This window comes from Neolewinella antarctica, from assembly GCF_011927835.1.
GTDB classification, from domain to species: Bacteria; Bacteroidota; Bacteroidia; order Chitinophagales; family Saprospiraceae; genus Neolewinella; species Neolewinella antarctica.
On record NZ_JAATJH010000009.1, the window covers coordinates 39,271 to 56,898 of the forward strand.

Below are 17,628 nucleotides of genomic sequence, written 5' to 3' on the forward strand. Positions count from 1 at the left end.
CGTTCCCTTTTTATTTACACTACCGTCTTTAAGGAGAAAGTCGATTTGACTTTTCACAGACCTCCTTTCACTGTTGGCTAATTTATGGTAAGCTGGGGAGCCATTGTTACGTTCGACTTCCGTCATGATAGAAATTGGTGACGTAAAAGAGATTTATAGTGCACGCAGTTTTTTGTTGAGCCTGGTTTTATGATTCTTGCCTTCCACGGCATACTTCCGAAAGAACTATTCGATTTGGAGCGCGCGTTGAGCATTTCCGGTATCCAAACCCAGCAGTACACCTGGTATCACGCGGGCGACGAGCACAATCCCAGCTTTCAGATCCACCTGCTTCTCGACCGGACGGATAATGCACTTAACCTCTGTGAATTCAAACATACTCAGCACCTCGGTTTGGCTAGGCTCAGAATATTTGAAGAAGATTGATAACGGCGGAATGTTTCTGCAGGCTGTAAGGGTATGGGGCAGGTTTTGTCAGTGGCATAGAAATTGAGTCGGGTGAATGATTTATTTAGTCAAATAGAATATGGAGGCACGGAAATTTGGCTTAACATAATAGGCTATAATCTCCAGAAAATTGAGTGAATTAATCTATAATTTTCCATTCATCAATATTTTCTACCGTTAAGGTAATTCCCCCTTCTATTACTTCTTCAAGGAGTATTAAATAGTCTATTTCTGTTTTTATAGTCCAACCTTCTACAATCCGAATTACATGTTTATTAATAGCTTCTGAGTCATATAGGTTTCTGAAGTCCGCAACTGCATAATCACCCCAATACATGTAGTACTCAACCTGAGCTTCAGCGACTACGCAAAATGGGATAACAAAACCTTCACCATAAAATTCTATTTCTTCATCAATACTTACTTTCACATTTTCAAAAAGTTGAATGGTAGTTTCACGCTCATCTACATCGTCTATGTCATTAAAAAACCTTATATCTTCCATTTTTGAAATCTGCAATCTAACTTCTTCTATAATATCAGGCAACTCATCTATCAGGATCTCTCTCTTATCATCTATAATTTTGTTCTCTTCTAGATTTGCAGCAGCTTCTTTATAAATAGAGGTTTCATAAATTTCATCCCACGTTTCGTACGCTCTTATATTTTCGAGCTCATTTAATTTATCCCTTAGGTTTTTGTCACCAGACAAAATAGTCAAATTGCAATTTTCTGCAATTTTCCTTGCTTGATAGTAGATGTATGCGTCAGGTATATCATCACGATGCTTCAAAGATTTAAAAGGCTTCCCTGCTGAGAAATACGCATCGAATATCTCTTGGGTATCTTCTGTATTCAATTCGTACAAAATACTTTTAGACTCTTCAATAAATTTTGCCCAACTTTTAACTGCTGAGGCCTCTACTACTTGTTTAAGTGCGTGTATGGCATCAGCAGCATCTTTTGCTAAGACGTGTTCATCATGATGCAAACCTTGTCGACTTAGTCCAGCTACTTTTCCAAAAGAACTATTGAGAGAGCTATTTAGAGTTGACTTCAGATGACTGATACATTCGTTGTATACTATATGTGGTATATGTAGTATGAGATAACCACGATGACCTAGCGATCTAATTTTGACAAGATCGGATTTATTAAATCCGATGTCATTTTTATAATGGGTAGAATCTATTAGCAAGTTTAGCATATCATATTGATGTTTTATTATGGTTAGAGTTGTTTGAGCCTAACTCGCTGATTGCCAGTACCGAATTTTAGGTTTGTGTTCGTAAGGATTGAGATTATAACCTAAATAATTCAAAACTGGTTGTTTAGATTGAAATCTAGTTCACTATTTTCAGCCAATTCTGTAACTCGCTGACAATCAGGCCGAACAACTCTAGTGAATCCTATATGTAACTAGCGCGCGGAATAGTATATAGGTCTGCGGTTTAAATTTCGGAAAATCAGTAACCTGATTTTACATTTCTTTATTCGTTTCAGCTACTGGTGCTCGCTATAAATTAGCTCTGAACTGAAAATTGCAAAAAAAAATCAAATACGTAATGCTCTAAGTAAAGTTCAATAATTGCAAAAGCCTATTAGTTATTAAATTCCTTTACGATACGAGACCAAGTTCCTCTAATCTTATGGCCATAGCCTCGACAGAAACATTAAATATTTTATGCAATGAGTTAAACGGTTGAAAGTTGAAATACTCAGTTTTCGCTACTTCTCGAGATAGATCTCGGCAGCACTTAACTTTCATTCTAAAATCTCGAAGAGACATGTTACCAAGGCACTTCGCAGTAGATTCATTCATCTGGACTGACTCTACTCCAAGCAAAGCAAAAAATATCTCTCGCACAATCTTCTCTGGCATAAGAAAGTAAGCAGCAAATTTATCGCTCTGTATTTCTTCGATTGGCCTATTCGTACTTTCAGTTGGAGAGCTTAATGGCAAATCCCTGTGAAAAACAACGCCCTTATGTAACAAAGCATGACCAAGCTCGTGTGCTGCAGTAAATAACTGTACCTCTTTGGGATACATCTTAGATATTGTCACCTTGTCGACCCTATTGTCTATAATGCCTCCGATTTCATGGTAATCATCCGCAGACCCCAGTGTCTCAACTTCCTGAAATGCATAATCAAGGCGATTCAATACTACACTTGGTCTTAACACATCAATATGATTTCTTGGAATTTTTTTAGAAAAGATTATATCCCTGTACTTCCAAAGGGTGTTCTGTAGGTCTTTTACAAGACCCTGAATGTCATTATCTGAAATAAAAAGTTTAGCTTTGTATCGACTCCGAAACTCACGAAAGATTGCAGAAACCTCGTTTTTCCTATCTGCCTCCTCTTCAAGATTATCCTGTAGTTCATGACTACTTTTCTGTAGGCGCTGTAGGTTGTTCTTGAATTCTTTCAGCTTCTGTTTAACTGAAGTCGTCCAACTACAACCAATGAAGGAACTTAAATTGAGTGCTACGATGGATATACACCCTGACACGCACGCTATCGCATTCTCTAAAGCAACAGATGAATCTCCCCGAGCAGATTGAAATCCTTCTTTTGCTATGAAGAGTGCAAAGTCAGCTAGTTTAACACCTAATTCTGCTATTTCAATAGGAATTTGTGTAGACTTATAAAGCGCTTTCAGGCACTCTTTATTACGGCTATTCTTTATTTTTTGATTTTCAGCCTTATTTCGCTGAATTCTTAATTTAATAGTCTTGTCAAATTGGGTAGAATCCTCCTGAAACAGTTCCATCAGTCTCGGCCTTATTTTATTCTCAATTGATACTAGTGTCTCCCTGCATCGACCAATAATTGACTTATACTTCGATCCTCTACCAGGATCAATTGTAAGTTGAATTACTGTTGCAATAAATTCGCATGCAAGAAGTCCATTTAGTGCTGCGGCACTACCTGATCCGGGTTTGTGATTACCTGCCCCAAATTTCTCTAGCAGTTCTGAAGTAGGTAATTGAAGTAGGGGGCTCATCTGGCTTTTTGTTTGTAAAGCAAAGATAGCGGAAGATTTATGTGCTATTTTAGTGTAGTTTTCCACAATTTGTGGGTAATATTATATAAGTAGCTGAAAATCAGAAAGTTAACACAAAGTAGCTAGTTGTCAACACTGTGGATAAGATTAACCAAAATGTTGATAACCGTAATGCTGCTACTTGAATGGTATCTTAGTAGTATTTTATCGCCTTAACTTACTTGTTTACTTACAATGAGATTGAAGAATTAATTTGTCTATTTTAACAAATCGTGGGAAATTAGGAATGATTTTCTCCACTCAATAACTTTCCCATAACTCCCAACTTCTCCCTCCGCAACAACCCCAACTCCCCCGCCAACCCCAAAATCTCTGCATCAACCAATCCCAAAACCCCGGCAATAGCATGCTGCTCAGCTAGACAAGGTAAACTAAATTCAATTTTTTTAAAGTTTCCCTTGCCAAGATTAAATCGTGTTGACCCTTGAGCGAGCCGACTAATTTCTCTGCGAAGTTCAGGACTTCTAAAAAGGTATCCTAAAAAGGCAGGATCAATATCCTCTAACTTATTTGGGCGGAGACCAAAGCAAAAGCTATTTAGGTAGGGTTCATCACCTCTTTCAAGCATAACCGAGGACATGCCTACCTCAATAGGGGTTTCACTAGAAGTTGTGAAAATGATGTCACCATACCTGACGGTGTTTTGCTTCTCAGTCTCGCCAACCTTCACTAAGTCACTCTGAGAGGTTTTGATGAACGTATTTCTATACACATTCATGTAACTTACGTAGGGCTTTCCTTTCCCGAAATCATCTTTGTTTTTACCCGTTAATCCATTAAAGGTCGTGCCAAACTCATCAATCGTAGTATTGATCCACGACTCAGAAAATTCTGGTAATCGAAGCTCTCTTGAAAACAACCGCTGGACCAACCCAGCCCGAAACCCCCGCTTAGCCACCAACAACCCCTCCTGAACCCGAATAGCCGCATCCCAAGCCGACAAAATTCCCGCAATCCTACGCTGCTCAGCAAGAGGGGGGAGGGGGATGGGAATTGAAAGAAAAGATGACTTCGAAATATTCTTCATGCTACCGCTAGAGCCTGTAGCTAGATTAGCGATTTGGTACCGTATACGTGGCGATCTCAACTGGTAGAATAAGTATTTCGAGTCAACTTTGGCCTCATCAACTATGGCTTGCCACAGTTTATCCGGCAAATACAAATTTGGATGATCTTCAAACACATACGCACAAGCACCTACTAATTCTGGAGTGTTGGCTCTACTAACGATGATATGATCCTTTTTTGGGTTGCACTTCACCCTGTCCAGATCCTTTTCAACGACTGCTTTTGCGGCTGTTGGGTCAAACACACCATAGCTCACCGCACTTACTTTTAGCACGCCCACTTCGCCAATTTCCAGATCTCTGTTTTCACCGTTTACGCTGACACCAGACTCAAAGCCTTTTATAATTTGCTTTAACCGTACAACCATCATCTCAAATTTAAGCGAACCATAAAGTATATCGAGAATTTATTCTTCTAAGCCCCCAACCCCAACTCCGCCAAATACCCATCCAACTCCCCCCGCACCCGCGTCCGCGCCAATTCCAACTCGGCAATCTCTGCCCGCACCGCCACCAGATCCACCGGAGCCGCCTCCTCGAACGTATCCACGTACCGCGGGATATTCAGATTAAACTCATTCTCGGCGATCTCCGCAAACGTTGCCACGTAGGCGAATTTGTCCTCCACCAAACCGGCGTCCAGGTGGCCGGCGCGGAAGGAATCGTAGGTCACGGTGATGTTGTCGATCTCCACGTCCGGCAGCAGGTTCTGGTTCTTGCCCGCCTCGTAGCCTTCGCTGGCGTCGATGAACAGCACGTCGGTTTGCTCGGGCGCGCGGCCCCGGTCGAACAGCAGGATCGCCGCCGGGATGCCGGTGCCGAAAAACAGGTTGGCCGGCAGGCCCACCACGGCGCTCAGCAGGTTTTCCTCGATCGTCTTTTGCCGGATCTTCCCCTCGCTACTCCCCCGGAAGAGCACGCCGTGCGGCACGATCACGCCCACCCGGCCGCTGTCCGTTTTGGCCGTCTCCAGCATGTGGGAGATGAAGGCCCAGTCGCCCTTGCTTTTGCTCGGCACGCCCCGGTAGAAGCGGTGGTGCGGGTCGGCCGCCGCCGTGTCCGCGCCCCACTTGTCGAGGCTGAAGGGCGGGTTGGCGACCACCGTGTCGAACTTCATCAGCCGGTCGCCTTCTTTCAGTTTTGGGTTGCGGATCGTGTCGCCCCAGCGGATCGTCGCGTTGTCGTAGCCGTGCAGGAACATGTTCATGACGGCCAGCGCCCAGGTCGTCCCGTTCGCCTCCTGGCCGTAGAGCGCCACGTTGTCGGAGCCCACCTGCTGGGCGGCTTTGATGAGCAAGCTGCCGGAGCCGCAGGTCGGGTCGCAGATGCGCGCGCCGGGGGCCGATTTCGTGAGGCGGGCCAGTAGGGTAGACACCTGGCTGGGCGTGTAAAATTCGCCCGCCTTCTTCCCCGCGTCGGAGGCGAAGTTGGCGATCAGGTATTCGTAGGCGTCGCCGATCACGTCGTTGTCGCCGAGCACGGACGGGCGCAGGTCGAGCCGGTCGTCGCTAAAGTCGATCAGCAGGTTTTTGAGGCGCACGTTGCGGTCCTTCACCTGGCCGAGGTTGTTGGAGTTGAAGTCGATGTTGCGGAAGATCGAGCTGCCGTCCTCACTCCCCAGCTTCTCCCGGTTGGCCTCCTCGAATTCGTTCAGCGCCACGTTGATCAGCTCGCCGATGTTGGCTTCCCCGCGCTGCTCGTAGAGGTAGTAAAAGCTGCTCCGGCCCGGCAGTTGAAACCGCTCGCGGCGCATGGCGAAGCGCGCCCGTTCCTCGTCGCCGTCGTACTTCTCCAGGTAGGTCGCCAGCCGGTCGCGGTGCACGTCGGCCACGTATTTCAGGAACAGCATCGTCAGGATATAATCCTTGTACTGGCTCGGGTCGATGACGCCGCGAAAGGTATCGCAGGCTTTCCAGATGATCTGGTTGATTTGGGCTTGGGTGGTCATTTTCCGTGAGGTGATTTGGGTCCCGATTTAATCGGGACGGGTGCCGGGTGAAGGTAGCAAGGAGCGGGGGATGTGCGGATGCCGACGGATGGGTCACTCCGTGAAGTCATCCTTTTAATCCCTCAACTGGCTTCGGGCGGTAGGGTGTGCCGGGCCGCTGCCGCCGTTCCCCGGTAACTATCGGGGTCGGGCGGAGTGGCCTCTATATTCATCGCTGACGTTACGCACTATTTTCTTGCTATCACGGAGGACGCGGAAATCACAAAGAAGAGCTACCCTTTGTGATTTCGTGTTCTAAGTGATTGAATATTTTGCGCAAGGTTACTACTTAACCCGCACGGTATCTACTGCATAAAAATCAAGGATCGCGTAATACGTACCACAAACGCCTCCATCTGGATCGCCCAAAAATTCCAAGATATCTCGATAAATTTTATCTCGTCGCAACAAAAAGGTGTACGCCACGACGCTGTCCTGACTCGTCTTCTTTTCTATCCATTCATCTTTGCCAGTCTTGGTAAAAGTATAAGAAGACTTGTGGTCTATGGCGGTGACTATGCACGTACTGTCGTTGAAGCCCCATTGGTGAAAATCTCCCGGACGGTATGTTTTCCGCCTCTGTTGCGTGCAAGTTGCGTCTTCGTAGCAATCTTCCACGGACGTGACCTGGACCATGCTCATAAATTGTGGTGCTGGTGATTGGCCAGTCAAGGAATTGACAGTAACAATAAATACTAGTGACGTTATGAAAGCGTAGTACATAATTTAGCAAACGACCCTACGTTAGTCTCGGTATGCTGTTGATTCTTTGAATTTTCTCTAGATAGGTGAACCACGAACCTTAATCGTTGTGACTAAGGAACGCCGATTTAATAACTGTCCTGATTGAAGCGCCGCTAGCGTGGTGGTATTCGAGCGATTTGAAGACCAGCATCCCGTACTTAGTCGGGACGGTGGTTTTCAAATGGTGAAGAATACCGCCGCGATAGCAAGCTGCAAATCGGACAGTTATTGAATTGGCGTTCCTAAAGTTGAAGAAGACCTATTTAATACCGCCGGTCATTATCCAAATTCCCACGAATCAACCGATCCTGCAACCGCTTCGGCAACCGCAACACCAACTTAGCCATCCACCCCCGCTTCGTCACCAGCTGATCCGGTCGTTGTCGGTGATCTTCCAGGGCATTCAGAATGGCCGCCGCCACCACCTCCGGCTCCAGCCCGCCGGCGTTCGCCTTCTCCGTATAAGTATCCAGCCTAGCCAGTATGCTAGAATACCGATTGTCCTCGTAAGCCGCCGTCTGTAACTTCCCCTTCCCCCAGATCGGCGTCTTGACCGGCCCCGGCGCAATACTGATCACGTCGATCCCGAACGGCATTAATTCCCGCCGCATCCCGTCCGTAATCGCCTCGACGGCGAATTTAATCGCGGAATAAATACTTGGGAATGGTGAAGACAAGTAACCCGAAACGCTGGAGATGTTGATGATCTTGATGTTCGTCTGCCCAATTCCCTTGCACCCGCGACCGCGCAACAGCAATCCCGCCCTCAGTCAAATCGACCGCACCAAAAGATCAGCAAAACACCCCATCACCCCTTCGGCAAAACCAACAAAGGCACATCATTCCGACCCAGCTGGTCCTTCGTAACGCTCTTCTTAAACAGGCTATCGAAGAAACCTTTCTCCCGTTTGATCATGCAGAGCAAGTGAGCGTCTTCCGCCTCGACGAAGGCGCTGACGGTGTCGTTGATGGTATTGTTGACGGGTATTTTACGGTATACCGTCGGGATGCCCTCAAAAATGGAATCGAGTTGTTGTTCCTTTTCCGTAGTCCCTCCGGTGTCGACGTAGAGAATGGTTATTTCGGCACCGAAACCCAGGGCCAGCTCGCGGAGGGGGCGTAGGGTAGCCGGGGCGATCTCTTGCCCGTCGATGGCCACGACGATGCGTTCGAGCGGGGGGAATGCGTGGCCGGGTGGGACGATCAGGACGGGAATTTCCGCGAGGGTCATCGCCGACTCGGCCACGCTGCCCAGGACGACCCGTTCGAGCCCCGTGGTGCCCTTGCTACCCATCACGATCAGGTCGACGCCGCCGTTCAGGATGGCTTTGCGGAAGAGTGCGTCGACGTGTTCTTCCACTACTTCCGTGTGCAGATCGAGCCCGCGCCGGGTCGTGATGTCGGTGAATTTCCGTTTGGAAACGCTCATTTGTCGTTCAATTTCCTGCACGAACGGTTGCTGGTCACTGGGGTGGTTCCAGTTGTAATCCACTTTCCTGATCATGGTGTAGGCATGGTGCAAGTGCAACTCACCTTTGAGCCTTGTTGCAATTTCGATGGCGCACTTCATGGCATTATCCGCGATGGGGGAGAAGTCGGTTGGGATTAGGATTTTACGCATTTGGATTGCTTTTTGTGAAGACGAATGAACGAGCAGTAACGCGTAAACGCAGGGACGCGGCAATGGGCTGCAACAAGGACCTTTGACTACTTAAAACTTCCCGTTTCGCCATATGTTGCCGCGGGGCGTGCGGCAGCGGCCGGCGTTCACGGTTGGAACCCCGGGCGGCAAAGTCCCAACGTGCTTTAAGCATCAACTTGCGGTACCGTATTCGATGTTCGGCCCGGAAGCTACCTACGTTATCTACAGGCTCTTTTCCAGCAACTCCAGTAACGAGGCCGTCCGGTCTTCGACGAGGGGCACGTTGGCGAATTGGTGGTCGAGCGTCAGTACGCCATCCGCGAAGCTCGCCCAGCAGGTGCTCGAATAACACGTTGTCGTGTTGCGGATGACCACTTTTTTGAGTCCGTCTCGTAGGGCGGTTTTCCCAATATCGTCCGCGCTCAGGCTGGTGAAGGCGGCGATTAGTGGCTCGAAGTAAAGCTTCGGCCAGTCCTGCTCGTAGAGGTCGGTGTAGCCTTCACTGACGAGTTCGTCCCAGTTGATCTCGTACGTTAGTTCGGTGCCGGCGGCGGCGTTGAGGCGTTCGGTTAGGCTGGGGTACGTCGCGTCCTGGAAGTTCTGTACGACCCGGCGCGCGGCCAGGTTCGGTTCGGCGTCTTGCGCGGTAAGGGGTACGGCGATGAGCAAGCACAGCGTCAGGCCGAGGAAGGATAGGTAGTTCAATGGTGTTGGTGTTGCGGGGTCGTCCAGGCGGCTCGGGAAGTGCCCTGATGGGCCGCTGGTTGAATAACGATGGCAGGAAGCGGTGGTTGTGTGGCGGGGGCGGATATTTTGGTTGGTGGGTAGCGTTTTGCGGTTTTGGGGCGCGGTCGCAGGTGCCGGAAAAGGGGCCAAGGGCCAGGTTCAACTGGGTCGCAACGTCTAGCTTCAGCCGATTGCGGCTCATCGCATCCTACCCTCCAGTCCCCGTCAATACCGCCGGTCCCGATCCAAATTCCGTCGAATCAACTTATCCTGCAAGCGCTTCGGCAACCGTAGCACGAGTTTGGCCATCCACCCCCGCTTCATGATTAGTTGATCCGGTCGTGGTCGGTGATCTTCCAGGGCTTTCAGGATGGCCGCCGCGACGACCGCCGGTTCCAGTCCCCCGGCATTCGCATTTTCCGTGTAGGTATCCAACCGGGCCAACATCCCCGAATACCGGTTGTCCTCGTAAGCCGCCGTCTGCAACTTCCCCTTCCCCCAGATCGGCGTCTTGACCGGCCCCGGTGCAATACTAATCACGTCGATCCCGAACGGCATCAATTCCCGCCGCATCCCGTCCGTGATCGCCTCGATGGCGAATTTGCTCGCGGAATAAATACTCGTGAACGGAGAAGACAAGTAGCCCGAAACGCTGGACACGTTAATGATCTTGACGTTCGTCTGTCCACTTTCCCGCGCGGCGTGTAGGAGCGGTAGGGCTTCCTGCGCCACGGCCAGCGCGCCGAAAACATTAACTTCGAATTGCTTACGATACTGGTCTTCCGCCAATGTTTCCAGCGGACCGGTAACGGCGATGCCGGCGTTGTTAACGACGGCGTGTAACGGCCCGGCAGTTTTAATCTTTGCAATCCCGGCTTGGATAGCCGCCCGGTCGGTAACATCAAAAACCAGTCCGGTAAAATTCGCGTGCGCTGCTAGCTCCGCAAAGTCCTCCACCTTCCGCGTCGACCCAAAAATAGTATGTCCGGCGGCAAGCAACTTCTCGGCGGTCGCCCGGCCGATGCCCGTGGATATTCCGGTGAGTAGAATTGTCATAATTATCTTTTTATCTGGCCCAAAATATACTGCTCCTCTTCCAACTCCTTTGCACCCGCGACCGCGCCCACTACTACGTTTGAGCCGTGCGGTAGCCAAATCAAATATCGCATATCGAGAGCATGAAGTACAGCGCAGCTAATCGCATATCGCATATCAGCCACCGGCTGCCAACCGCATCATCTCCGCACAAAGAATAGCCCCATAAGTCCCCAGCGCATACCCCAAAACCGCCATAATAGCCCCCACCGGAGCCAGCGCCGGCGAAAAAACACTCGCCACCACCGGCGCGGAGGCCGCCCCGCCCACGTTCGCCTGACTACCAACGGCCACGTAGAAAAACGGTGCCTTGATGAGCTTCGCAACCAGCAGCAAAATCGTAACGTGCACGATCATCCAGATCGCCCCGATCGCGAAAAGACCGAGGTTAGAAAAGATGTCACCGATGTTCATCTGCATCCCGATCGTAGCGACGAGAATGTAGATCGCCACCGACGCCCAACGACTCGCACCGACCCCTTCCAACCGCCGGGCGGGCGTAAAACTCAGCGCGAAACCGACGGTCGTAGCGATCACGATTAACCAGAAAAAACCACTCGTCAAGGTCGTCAAACGCATGGCTTCCAACTGCGCTTCGTACTGTCCGAAAAAGGGGGCGAGCAGATCGGCACCCCAGTGCGCCAGCGCCACGCCGCCGAAGGCTACGCCGAGCATTTGAAAGGTCGAAGTCGTCGTCGGCTCCCGCTTCACCGTGGCGGCGTACAACTCTACTTTTGCCTTCAATTCCTCGATTGCCGAGCTATCCGCCTTCAGCCATTTGTCGATCCTTTCGGCCCGCCCCGCCCCGAATAACAGGAAGCCCATCCAGATATTCGCCACGAGCACGTCGACGACGATCATCTGCCCGAAAATACCCGTCGGTACATCGTAGATCTCTTTCATCGCCGCCTGGTTCGCGCCACCGCCGATCCAGGAACCGGCGATGGTTGCCAGACCGCGCCAGAGCTCGTCGGGGTCCAGGCCGATCAGGTCCGGAAACAAATTAGAAATGATCAACAGGGCAATTGGCCCACCAATAACGATGCTAAAGGTCGCCGCCAAAAACATCACGATGGCGCGGTAACCGAGGTTAAAAATGCCCTTGATGTCGATGTTGATGCAGAGCAGGATCAGCGAGGCCGGCAATAAATAGCGGCTGGCCATGAAGTACAGTTGGCTGTGTCCTTTATAGTCACCAAAATTTCCAACGTCGAGCCCCTGCCCTTCGATGTGCCGATTGATCTCCCCATAACTCATGCCTTTCAGACTTTCCAACCCAATCTCCCCCGCCAACTCCGGCACGTACCAATCGTAAGCAATCAAGCCCAGCGGCCAGTGCAGCAACGCCGGCACGAAATAGCACAGCAACAGGGCCGGCACGTAGGTATAAAACTTCTTCCATAAGGGCTTGTCACTACTCGAACTCGTAAAAATGAGTGCCAGGACGATCAACAACAATCCGAAGACAATCGCGTCATTAGTAAAAAATGGTTGCATAGGACTATCGATTCGTTAGCGACGCTGTTTTCCTGAAATGTGGGCGTCCCGACTAAGTACGGGGCGGGTGCCAAGATAAACCGGTAGAAGCAAAGTTAACAAGCAACATTTCAAACAATTAAAACTAAAATAAAACATTTTGTTAGTGAAAGGAAAAAGCATATCTTCGCCCCCAAGCTTTTAGGCCCGGAGGGTCGTCTATCGTAGCGTGGGGATGCTTCCCCACGTTTTCGTTTACAATCCATGGGAATGCTTCCCCACGTTTTCGTTTACAATCCATGGGGATGTTTCCCCACGTTTTCGTTTACAATCCATGGGATTGCTTCCCCACGTTTTCGTTTACAATGCGTGGGGATGCTTCCCCACATTTTCGTTCACATTGCATGGGGATGCTTCCCACGTTTTCGTTATTTAAATGCGTGGAATGTTTCCTACGTTTTCGTTTTTGATGAATGGAAATGTTTCCACAATAGTGTTAATTAGACAACCACCCAAACAAGCCCCAACATTTCCAACCCCCAGCCCTGAAATGACGGAAGAAACCGCCAACCCCAACGAAACCCCCGACTCCACCGGAACCGCCACCACCGACGACGGCGACACCATCGTTACCCTAACCGGCATGTACGAGGATTACTTCCTCGACTACGCGAGCTACGTCATTCTCGAACGGGCCGTACCGACCATCGAAGACGGCCTCAAGCCCGTCCAGCGCCGTATCCTCCACGCCCTCAACGAGATGCATGACGGCCGCTACCACAAGGTCGCCAACGTCATCGGCCAGACGATGCAGTACCACCCCCACGGCGACGCCGCCATCGGCGACGCGCTCGTCAACATGGGCCAAAAAGACCTCCTCATCGACCCGCAGGGCAACTGGGGAAACACCCTCACCGGCGACCGCGCCGCCGCCAGCCGCTACATCGAGGCACGCCTGACGAAGTTCGCCACCGAAGTTGTCTTCAACCCACAGACAACCGAGTGGCAAACCAGCTACGACGGCCGGAAAAAGGAACCGATCAACCTGCCCGTAAAATTCCCCCTCGTCCTGGCGCAGGGCGCGGAAGGCATCGCGGTAGGGTTGAGTACCAAGATCATGCCGCACAACTTTCAGGAGTTGTGTAAGGAGAGCATCAAGATACTGGAGGGTAAAAAACCTCGTCTCTACCCCGACTTTCCCACCGGTGGCACCATCGACGTGACTGACTATAATTGGGGCAAGCGCGGCGGCAAAATCAAGGTCCGCGCCACGATCGAAAAGATCGACAATAAGTTCATCGCCGTCAAGGAACTCCCCTACGGCATGACGACCTCGACGCTGATCGACTCCATCATCAAGGCCAACGACAAGGGGAAGATCAAGATCAAGCACGTCCAGGACAACACGGCCGCCGAAGTCGAAGTCCTCATCGAGCTCGCCCCCGGCATCAGCCCCGACGTGACAATCGACGCGCTCTACGCCTTCACGAACTGCGAACTCTCCGTCAGTCCGAACGCGTGTATCATCATGAACGGCAACAAGCCGTACTTCGTCTCGGTGCTCGACATCCTCGAGCACATCACCCACCAGACGAAGGCGCTGCTCAAGATGGAACTGACCATCAAGCAGAAAGAACTGGAGGAAAAGCTTCACTTCGCGAGCTTGGAGAAAGTGTTCATCAAGGAACGTATCTACCGGGATATTGAAGAAGCCGGAGACTTTCCTGAGGTCATCGATCTCATTCGTGCCGGCCTGGAGAAATACTTTCTGGAGCCTAACGGCAAGAAAAAACGTGGCGACAAACGTATTCCGCTCCTCCGTGATATTTCCGAGGAAGATATCGTCCGCCTCACCGAGATCCGCATCAAGCGCATTTCTAAATACAATTCCTTCAAGGCCGACGAACGCATCGCCGTCCTCGAAGCCGAGCTCTTGCAAGTCAAGCATGACCTTGACCACCTCAATGAGTACACCATCGCCTGGTACCAGAACATACTGGACAAATACGGCAAAGGCCGCGATCGTAAGACGATCATTGACGTATTTGAAAAAGTCCAGGTGTCGGCTGTAGCAGCAAATAATGCCAAGCTTTACGTCGACCGCAAGGAAGGTTTCGTGGGGATGGGCCTCAAGAAGGAAGAGTTCGTGATGGAATGTTCCGACATTGACGACGTGATCGTAGTGCGCAAAGACGGCGTCCTGACCGTCACCAAGATCGACGATAAAACCTACGTCGGTAAAAACATCCTCCACGTCAGCGTCTGGAACCGCGGCGACGAGCGGACAACCTACAATATGCTCTACCTCGACGGTAAGACCGGTCGCACGATGGGCAAGCGCTTCAACGTAAAGGGCATCACCCGCGACCGCGAATACAACCTCACGAAAGGGGAGAAGGGGTCCAAAATGCTTCATTTCAGCGCGAACTCGAATGGGGAAGCGGAGATCGTCAATCTACTGCTCAGCCCATCGGCGAAAGCACGGGTGAAAGATTTCGATTTCGACTTTGCCGAACTGGCGATTAAAGGCCGTGCTTCGGCGGGTAATATCGTGACGCGCTACCCCGTCCGTAAAGTGACGCTGAAGGAAGCCGGCAAGAGTACGCTCGGCGCCATTAAGATGTGGATGGATACGGTGAGCGGCCGGCTTAATACTGCCGAGCGTGGCCAGTTCATTGGTGGTTTCGACACGGGCGACCTTATTCTCGTGCTCAACAAAGATGGTAGTTACGAGCGGGAGGAACTGGACATGAACCGTAGGTACGATCCGAAGGAGATCTGGTTCATCGGCAAGTACGACGAAGACATGGTCGTGAGCGCCGTTTATTACGAAGGCGAGCGGAAACTCACCTTGGTAAAGCGGTTTCAGATCGAGACGAGCTCGCCGGGGCAGTCGTTCCAGTTCATCTCCGACAACAAGAGCTCTAAACTTTACTACGCAACCGTACATCCCAAACCGGAAGTGGAAGTCGAATACCGGGTCAAGCGCGCGAAGGAATCGCGCATCGTCCAGTTAGCGGAGTTCATCGACGTGAAGGGTTGGAAGTCACTCGGTAATAAACTCTATGAAGGGAAACTTACGGCGGTCAAGGAACTCAACGATCCATTCGTGCCTACCGCCAAGGAACCTGACGCCAGGGTTAAGGGCGGTAGTAAGACAAAAAATGATGGCAAGGATGAAGACGGTTTGCGGCCGGGGCAGACGATTGAGTTGAATTTCTAGCGGTTTGGTAAAGTCTACCCTGTTTTTCAGGCTTGTTGGACCGAGGGAATCAGCCCGGTTGAGATTACTAACGATCATAGGTGGTCGGATGAATAATCAGTGGACCGAACCCACGGGGTCGGTCCACTGATTATTGTCCGAACACTCGGATCGACGCCAGGAACCAGGCTCACCATCAACGCAACCACCCCCCAGGGTCCAACGCCACTTTCCCCCGCCACAACTCAAAGTGCAGCGCGGAGCCATCCCGCGCCGTAAGACCAATCTGCTTCCCGGCGGCTAGTTCATCTCCGGTCTTCACCTGCGGAAATTCAAGATTGGAATACACGGAATAGAAATTACCGTGGCTAACTAAAACCATACTGCGCCCGCCACCCGTGCCGGTCACGTCCACCACCTTCCCGGCGTAAATAGCAGCGATGGCAGCCTGTTTTCCCCCCTCAATATCAACTCCCCGATTATCCACGATGACGGAAGGAACGTCCGGGTGGGGCTGCTTCCCGAATTTACGGACGATGCGGCCCTCAACCGGCCAACCGAGGCGACCCCGGCGGTTGGCGATGCTATTACTGTTTGCGGATGTAGCCGTAGCTACCGCTCCGGTTTTCTTACCTTTCTTTGCTGAGCGCGTACGGGCTTTTTTGGCCACGTCCTTGTCGATCGCACTGGATACTTGGCGACGCAAACTGCGGGCGATGCTTTCCTGCTTTTTGACTTTCTTTAGTAGCGCTCGCTCACTAGTAGATAACTTTTTGACCAGCCGGTCCTGAACCTTTAGTTCACCCTGGAGGATTGTTCCTTGTTCTACCGTCGCGCGAAGTAGGGAATCTCTCAGCATCCTTTCTTCCTGCAAGGTTACAACGCGACCACTTAGTTTCTCCCTCGTTTGACGCACGGCCAAAGCTTGCCGGGTGCGGTATTTTTGGTACTGCCGCAGGTAGATCATACGGCGGAAGACGTCGTTTACGCCCTTTGCATTAAACAAAAAGACCGTCCAGCCATCCAGCAGCCTGGCTCGGTTGGCGGCGCGAAGGGTTTGGCCGTACTCGTCGATGATACCGGTAAGGTCAGCAGTCAGAGCCGCAACGGCGGAGCTATCGCGGCGGAGGCGTTCGGTATTACGGGCGGCTTCTTCTTCTAGGGTCAGGATCAACTCTTCCCGTTGGGTAATCTGGGTTTTGAGTTGGCCGGCCTGGGTGAGGGCGGCACCTTTTTGGGAGCGGGTGGTTTTCAGCTCACGACCGGTACGTTGGAGTTCGCGCTCAATGCGTTGGCGGCGTTGTTGGAGGGGGGATTGGGCGGATAGTGTTGGACTGATCAGCCAAACGGTAAGTACTATAATTAGCACCAGATAAGACAAGATTGAAGACTTTGTCATTTCCAAAATGTCTTTTTTGTACGTATAAATAGGAGCCATAACTACAACTTACACGTATAATCGTCGTTATTTACGTTATGGAACTCGTCAAAACCGATAAAAAGCTTACGTTGAGTCTAAAGTCATCAGTCATCGACAAAGCAAAGGTATACGCTAAAGGCAGAAATACGAGTCTTTCCAGACTATTTGAGAATTACCTGGAAGCGGTCTTCGCGCAAGAAGAAAAAACAGAGGCGGAAGCTAATTTTTCACCAACGGTGAAGCGATTACTCGGCATAATAGATTTGCCAGATGATTACGATCACAAAGTGGATTACGGTAATCACCTCATAGAGAAATACAAATGAGAAAAGTCTTTGTCGATACTAATGTACTGATTGACGTGCTCGGAAAAAGAGATGGTTTCGTGTCTTCGGGCGAGGTTTTTTCGTTGGTTGAATTTGGCGAAATTGAAATATTTGTTTCAACGCTCACCTATGCTAATGCTCATTATGTTTTGTCGAAGTCTCATAATGGAGCCTTTGCAACCAAAGCACTTAAAGAAGTTAGCTCAATCGTCAGCGTAGTAGACTTATCGAAAGAGATTGTCTCTAGTTCTTTAAATGATGCTGAACTTCCCGATTTTGAAGATGGTCTCCAGATTTACTCTGCCGTGCACGTGCAGGCGGACGTGATCATAACAAGGGACGCGAGTGGTTTCGTTACCTCGCCGATCAATGTTATGACGCCTGCTCATTTTATGGCATCCCGATAGTAATAATTGATGTGACTGA

Annotated in this window: 15 protein-coding genes; 4 read left to right on the top strand and 11 right to left on the bottom strand. The window is 50.4% G+C overall.

Annotated elements, in window-relative coordinates; genetic code table 11:
- Positions 1-189 precede the first annotated feature (189 nt).
- Entirely contained in the window at positions 190-426 is a 237-nt protein-coding gene (locus GGR27_RS18080; RefSeq protein ID WP_168039958.1) for a hypothetical protein, read from the top strand.
- A gap of 160 nt (positions 427-586) precedes the next feature.
- Here GGR27_RS18080 and GGR27_RS18085 read toward each other — a convergent pair whose 3' ends face one another.
- The 10 genes from GGR27_RS18085 to GGR27_RS18130 all read right to left on the bottom strand — a co-directional run bounded on the left by GGR27_RS18085 (position 587) and on the right by GGR27_RS18130 (position 12,275).
- Entirely contained in the window at positions 587-1,654 is a 1,068-nt protein-coding gene (locus GGR27_RS18085) for a PIN domain-containing protein (protein WP_168039960.1), read from the bottom strand.
- A 411-nt stretch (positions 1,655-2,065) separates the two neighbouring features.
- Complete coding sequence (locus GGR27_RS18090) at positions 2,066-3,523, bottom strand: cyclodeaminase/cyclohydrolase family protein (protein WP_168039962.1); 1,458 nt, start codon at positions 3,521-3,523, stop codon at positions 2,066-2,068.
- A gap of 214 nt (positions 3,524-3,737) precedes the next feature.
- Entirely contained in the window at positions 3,738-4,955 is a 1,218-nt protein-coding gene (locus tag GGR27_RS18095; RefSeq protein ID WP_168039964.1) for a restriction endonuclease subunit S, read from the bottom strand.
- 44 nt (positions 4,956-4,999) lie between these two features.
- Positions 5,000-6,532 (bottom strand): type I restriction-modification system subunit M, encoded by a 1,533-nt coding sequence (locus GGR27_RS18100; protein WP_168039966.1) that lies wholly within the window; start codon positions 6,530-6,532, stop codon positions 5,000-5,002.
- A gap of 324 nt (positions 6,533-6,856) precedes the next feature.
- Positions 6,857-7,294, bottom strand: a complete 438-nt coding sequence (locus GGR27_RS18105; protein ID WP_168039968.1) for a hypothetical protein — start codon at positions 7,292-7,294, stop codon at positions 6,857-6,859.
- A gap of 284 nt (positions 7,295-7,578) precedes the next feature.
- Positions 7,579-8,073, bottom strand: coding sequence for an SDR family NAD(P)-dependent oxidoreductase (locus tag GGR27_RS18110; RefSeq protein ID WP_320060371.1), 495 nt, complete (start codon positions 8,071-8,073; stop codon positions 7,579-7,581).
- Between the two features lie 50 nt (positions 8,074-8,123).
- Positions 8,124-8,936 (bottom strand): universal stress protein, encoded by an 813-nt coding sequence (locus GGR27_RS18115; RefSeq protein ID WP_168039970.1) that lies wholly within the window; start codon positions 8,934-8,936, stop codon positions 8,124-8,126.
- A gap of 243 nt (positions 8,937-9,179) precedes the next feature.
- Positions 9,180-9,662, bottom strand: coding sequence for a hypothetical protein (locus GGR27_RS18120; protein WP_168039972.1), 483 nt, complete (start codon positions 9,660-9,662; stop codon positions 9,180-9,182).
- Positions 9,663-9,908: 246 nt separating this feature from the next.
- Entirely contained in the window at positions 9,909-10,739 is an 831-nt protein-coding gene (locus GGR27_RS18125; protein ID WP_168039974.1) for an SDR family oxidoreductase, read from the bottom strand.
- A gap of 156 nt (positions 10,740-10,895) precedes the next feature.
- The gene (locus GGR27_RS18130; protein ID WP_168039976.1) at positions 10,896-12,275 is read right to left on the bottom strand and encodes a DUF819 family protein; all 1,380 of its coding nucleotides are present in this window, start codon (positions 12,273-12,275) and stop codon (positions 10,896-10,898) included.
- 529 nt (positions 12,276-12,804) lie between these two features.
- On the opposite strand from GGR27_RS18130, the gene GGR27_RS18135 reads away from it, so the two are divergent.
- The gene (locus tag GGR27_RS18135) at positions 12,805-15,477 is read left to right on the top strand and encodes a DNA gyrase/topoisomerase IV subunit A (RefSeq protein ID WP_168039978.1); all 2,673 of its coding nucleotides are present in this window, start codon (positions 12,805-12,807) and stop codon (positions 15,475-15,477) included.
- A gap of 175 nt (positions 15,478-15,652) precedes the next feature.
- Here the strand turns inward: GGR27_RS18135 and GGR27_RS18140 are convergent, their stop codons facing one another.
- A complete protein-coding gene (locus GGR27_RS18140) occupies positions 15,653-16,894 on the bottom strand; it encodes a murein hydrolase activator EnvC family protein (RefSeq protein WP_168039980.1) in 1,242 nt (413 codons plus the stop codon).
- A gap of 38 nt (positions 16,895-16,932) precedes the next feature.
- Between GGR27_RS18140 and GGR27_RS18145 the strand changes: the two genes are divergently transcribed.
- A complete protein-coding gene (locus GGR27_RS18145) occupies positions 16,933-17,202 on the top strand; it encodes a DUF6364 family protein (RefSeq protein WP_168039982.1) in 270 nt (89 codons plus the stop codon).
- Positions 17,199-17,609 (top strand): PIN domain-containing protein, encoded by a 411-nt coding sequence (locus GGR27_RS18150; RefSeq protein WP_168039984.1) that lies wholly within the window; start codon positions 17,199-17,201, stop codon positions 17,607-17,609. The genes GGR27_RS18145 and GGR27_RS18150 overlap by 4 nt, the downstream gene beginning before the upstream one ends.
- The last annotated feature ends 19 nt before the right edge of the window (positions 17,610-17,628 follow it).

Bases quoted from the DNA above. Each gene is read 5' to 3' on its own strand.
- GGR27_RS18080 (WP_168039958.1), top strand. From the start codon at position 190: ATGATTCTTGCCTTCCACGGCATACTTCCGAAAGAACTATTCGATTTG.
- GGR27_RS18085 (WP_168039960.1), bottom strand. From the start codon at position 1,654: ATGCTAAACTTGCTAATAGATTCTACCCATTATAAAAATGACATCGGA.
- GGR27_RS18095 (WP_168039964.1), bottom strand. From the start codon at position 4,955: ATGATGGTTGTACGGTTAAAGCAAATTATAAAAGGCTTTGAGTCTGGT.
- GGR27_RS18100 (WP_168039966.1), bottom strand. From the start codon at position 6,532: ATGACCACCCAAGCCCAAATCAACCAGATCATCTGGAAAGCCTGCGAT.
- GGR27_RS18105 (WP_168039968.1), bottom strand. From the start codon at position 7,294: ATGTACTACGCTTTCATAACGTCACTAGTATTTATTGTTACTGTCAAT.
- GGR27_RS18115 (WP_168039970.1), bottom strand. From the start codon at position 8,936: ATGCGTAAAATCCTAATCCCAACCGACTTCTCCCCCATCGCGGATAAT.
- GGR27_RS18125 (WP_168039974.1), bottom strand. From the start codon at position 10,739: ATGACAATTCTACTCACCGGAATATCCACGGGCATCGGCCGGGCGACC.
- GGR27_RS18130 (WP_168039976.1), bottom strand. From the start codon at position 12,275: ATGCAACCATTTTTTACTAATGACGCGATTGTCTTCGGATTGTTGTTG.
- GGR27_RS18135 (WP_168039978.1), top strand. From the start codon at position 12,805: ATGACGGAAGAAACCGCCAACCCCAACGAAACCCCCGACTCCACCGGA.
- GGR27_RS18140 (WP_168039980.1), bottom strand. From the start codon at position 16,894: ATGGCTCCTATTTATACGTACAAAAAAGACATTTTGGAAATGACAAAG.
- GGR27_RS18145 (WP_168039982.1), top strand. From the start codon at position 16,933: ATGGAACTCGTCAAAACCGATAAAAAGCTTACGTTGAGTCTAAAGTCA.
- GGR27_RS18150 (WP_168039984.1), top strand. From the start codon at position 17,199: ATGAGAAAAGTCTTTGTCGATACTAATGTACTGATTGACGTGCTCGGA.